Annotated in this window: 5 protein-coding genes; 2 read left to right on the plus strand and 3 right to left on the minus strand. The window is 75.5% G+C overall.

What is annotated here, in order from left to right:
- Nucleotides 1–69 precede the first annotated feature (69 nt).
- Together HW445_RS24205 and HW445_RS24210 are read left to right on the plus strand one after the other, a co-directional pair.
- Nucleotides 70–726 carry a hypothetical protein gene (locus HW445_RS24205; protein ID WP_180223064.1) on the plus strand — a complete coding sequence of 219 codons (657 nt, stop codon included), beginning with the start codon at nucleotides 70–72 and terminating at the stop codon, nucleotides 724–726.
- A 39-nt stretch (nucleotides 727–765) separates the two neighbouring features.
- Nucleotides 766–1,875 carry a GNAT family N-acetyltransferase gene (locus tag HW445_RS24210; protein WP_180223065.1) on the plus strand — a complete coding sequence of 370 codons (1,110 nt, stop codon included), beginning with the start codon at nucleotides 766–768 and terminating at the stop codon, nucleotides 1,873–1,875.
- A 5-nt stretch (nucleotides 1,876–1,880) separates the two neighbouring features.
- Here the strand turns inward: HW445_RS24210 and HW445_RS24215 are convergent, their stop codons facing one another.
- The 3 genes from HW445_RS24215 to HW445_RS24225 form a co-directional block, all read right to left on the minus strand.
- Nucleotides 1,881–2,297, minus strand: a complete 417-nt coding sequence (locus tag HW445_RS24215; RefSeq protein ID WP_180223066.1) for a hypothetical protein — start codon at nucleotides 2,295–2,297, stop codon at nucleotides 1,881–1,883.
- Nucleotides 2,298–2,373: 76 nt separating this feature from the next.
- The gene (locus HW445_RS24220; protein ID WP_180223067.1) at nucleotides 2,374–2,649 is read right to left on the minus strand and encodes a DUF4031 domain-containing protein; all 276 of its coding nucleotides are present in this window, start codon (nucleotides 2,647–2,649) and stop codon (nucleotides 2,374–2,376) included.
- Complete coding sequence (locus HW445_RS24225) at nucleotides 2,646–3,023, minus strand: hypothetical protein (protein ID WP_180223068.1); 378 nt, start codon at nucleotides 3,021–3,023, stop codon at nucleotides 2,646–2,648. Before HW445_RS24225 ends, HW445_RS24220 begins: the two co-directional genes overlap by 4 nt.
- Nucleotides 3,024–3,129 lie beyond the last annotated feature (106 nt).

Here is a 3,129-nt window from a genome sequence, read left to right on the forward strand (position 1 = left end):
TTCCAGCGTCGCACACGCGCGGGACGCCCGGGGGCGCGCACCGGAGGCGCTGCGGTCCAGAATGCGGGCATGACCCGACCCGACGTCGACCTCGACGCGCTGCGCGCCCGCTGGGCGCGGACCCTGACCGCCGCCCGCAGCGGAGCCCCGGAGCCGGACCCGGCGCCGTACGCGCGGAACCTGCTGGCCCGCTGGGCGGAGCCGCAGCGGCACTACCACACGCTCACCCACCTCACCGCGGTCCTCGACCGGGTGGACGAGCTGGAACGCCACGCGGCCGACCCGGACGTGGTGCGGCTGGCGGCGTGGTTCCACGACGCCGTCTACCACCCGGAGCGGTCCGAGAACGAGGAGCGGTCCGCCCGCATCGCCGAGATCGCGCTCCCGGAGGCGGGCGTGGACGCGACGCGGACCGCCGAGGTGGCCCGCCTGGTCCGGCTCACCGTCACCCACGACCCGGCCGACGACGACCTCGACGGCCAGGTCCTCTGCGACGCCGACCTGGCGGTCCTCGCCTCCCCGCCCGAGGCGTACGCCGCGTACACCGCCGCCGTCCGGCAGGAGTACCACTTCGTCCCGTCCGGCCTCTTCCGCGAGGGCCGCTCCGCCGTCCTGCGCCAACTCCTGGACCTGCCGAGGCTGTTCCGCACCCCGCACGGCGCGGAGCACTGGGAGGCGACGGCCCGGTACAACCTGCGCGCCGAACTCGACCTGCTGACGAAATGACGGTGACGGCCGTGTGACGCTCCCCCTAGGCTCGCCGGCATGACGAACTCGGGAGCCCTGGGGGGCGACGCGGCGGCGCGGACGGTGACGGACGCGGTGTCGGAGGCGGTGGCGGCGCTGCGCCCGGCGGCGGACCGGGACTGGTCCGCGGTGCGGGCGGGGCGGGTGGAGTGGGACTGCCTGCGCACCGCCGAGCACGTGGTGAGCGACCTCTTCGCCTACGCCACGCAGTTGGTGACCCGGGCGCCGGAGGAGTACCGGCCGGTGGAGTACGTGCTGGACCCGCCGGACATCGGCGCCGAGGGGGCCCTGGAGGCGGTCGAGGCGGGCGGCGCGATGCTCGCCCTGGCCTGCCGCACCGCGCCCCGGTCGGCGCGCGGCTTCCACCCGGCGCCGTTCCGCGGCGCCGGCCGCGAGGGCTTCGCGGCGATGGGCGTGGCGGAGGTGCTGCTGCACACCCACGACATGGCGGAAGGCCTGGGCATCGCCTACCGGCCCTCGGCGGAGCTGTGCGGGTACGTGCTCGCGCGGATCTTCCCGCACATCCGCCAGGGCGAGGACCCGTGGCGGACGCTGCTGTGGGCCACCGGGCGGGGGACGCTGCCGGGCGAGGAGCCGGTCACCGGGTGGGGCTGGTACAACAACCCGCTGGTCGAGGCGGAGCGGCTGACGCTGGAGGGCCTGACCGTTCCGGCCGCGGCGGACCTGGCGCTCGGCGGCGACGGCGGCTTCGACTGGGTCGCCGGCGGTCCCTTCGAGGGCACCCGGGAGGGGGCCGGACTCGTCGTCGCCGCCTACGACAAGGGCGCGTTCCGCCCGCAGTGGGGTTCCTACGTGCTGGTGCGGCGGGAGGACGACCGGGCGGTCGGCTCCATGGGCTTCCACGGACCGCCGGACGAGGAGGGCCGGGTGGAGATCGGCTACGACCTCGCGGTCGCGGCCCGCGGACAGGGCTACGCCACGGAGGCGCTGCGCGCCCTCACCGCGTGGGCGCTCGCCCAGGAGGCCGTCGGCACGGTCACCGCGCGGGTGGATCCGGGGAACGCCGCCTCGCGGAACGTGCTGGAGCGGGCCGGGTTCCTGCGCACCGGCCATCTGGTGGACGACGGCGGCATGCTCGTCCTCGAACGGCGCGGGGAAGCGGCCTGACGGGCTCAGAGGGCGACGACGTCCAGCAGCAGGAGCACGCGGACCAGCAGCGTCAGGCCGGCGAGCGACACCGCGGTGAGCGCGAGGCCCTGGCCGCGCTGCGGGGTGCCGCGGCGCTCGTGGCGGGCGAGTTCGACCAGGCTGACGATGCCGACGGCCAGAACCGCGCAGGTGAGCGCCAGGCCGAGCCACTCGTTCACGGTGTTGGTCGCGGCCACCACGGACACCATGAGGGCGACGATCGCCCGCTGGTTCCACGGTCGCGGCGCCGGCTGCTGCCACGGTGACGGGCCGTTGCCGTGAGGCGGCCCGGCCTGCGCCGGTGGCGGCTGCCGGGGGTCGGACGACTGCCGCGGGTCGTGCGGCTGCTGCCGCGGCGGCTGCCACGGGTCGTGCGGGGGAGGCGGAAGGGGCGACGGCACCGGGGGCTTCCTCTCTGTGGATGCCCCGATGGTGGCATCCTCGCGCGCCGCGGCCCAGGGGGAGAACGGTTTCCGTCTAACGTCCGTCCGCGCCCGCCCGCTTGCGTCGGCGGAGGCCCGCCGCGTGCAGCCGGCGGACGATCTCCCGGCTGCGGACCGGGACCGCGCCGGCCCTCACCACCTCCGCGTAGCGTTCGGCGGGGATGTCGTAGTGGTCGCCGTCGAAGCCGCGCCGCGGCACGCCCAGCAGCGCCGCGAAGGCGTGCAGCTCGTCGTACGAGACGTCGCTGGCCAGGTGGGACCAGAGCTTCCCGTGTCCGGGCCAGGCCGGCGGATCGATGTAGAGGGTCACGACGGCCCGGGCAGGGCGGAGGCCAGGGCCCCCACCGCGGCGACCCGCACGCCCGCCTGGTGGCACACCCAGTGCGGGTCCGGGCCCAGCTCCGGCTCGACCTCCAGGGCGTGCGGCTCGCCGTGCGCGCAGACCGGGCAGAGCGGCCAGCGGCCGTACTTGTCCAGCAGCGCGTCCTGGACGTCCTGCGCGACCAGCCCCGGCAGGAAGCCCGCCCCCTCCGGCCACTGCTCCACCCACCAGCGCCGCTGCACCACCGAGTCCTCGACCAGGGAGACCACGTCGGCCTCGGCCACGTCTCCGGCTACCAGATCGGCGAGGACGAGGGCGCGCGCGGCGTGCACGGCCTGTTCGAGGGGGCTGATGGCGCTCATGCTCCCATTGTCACGCGGCCTTGACCTGCCCAGGGAACGAAAATACCTTTCAGGGGAAACCCTTGAGGTGAAGGAAACTTTCGTGAGTCCATCGACCCTGCCGTCC

It is taken from the genome of Streptomyces sp. UH6, from assembly GCF_013421635.1.
GTDB lineage: Bacteria > Actinomycetota > Actinomycetes > Streptomycetales > Streptomycetaceae > Streptomyces > Streptomyces abyssomicinicus.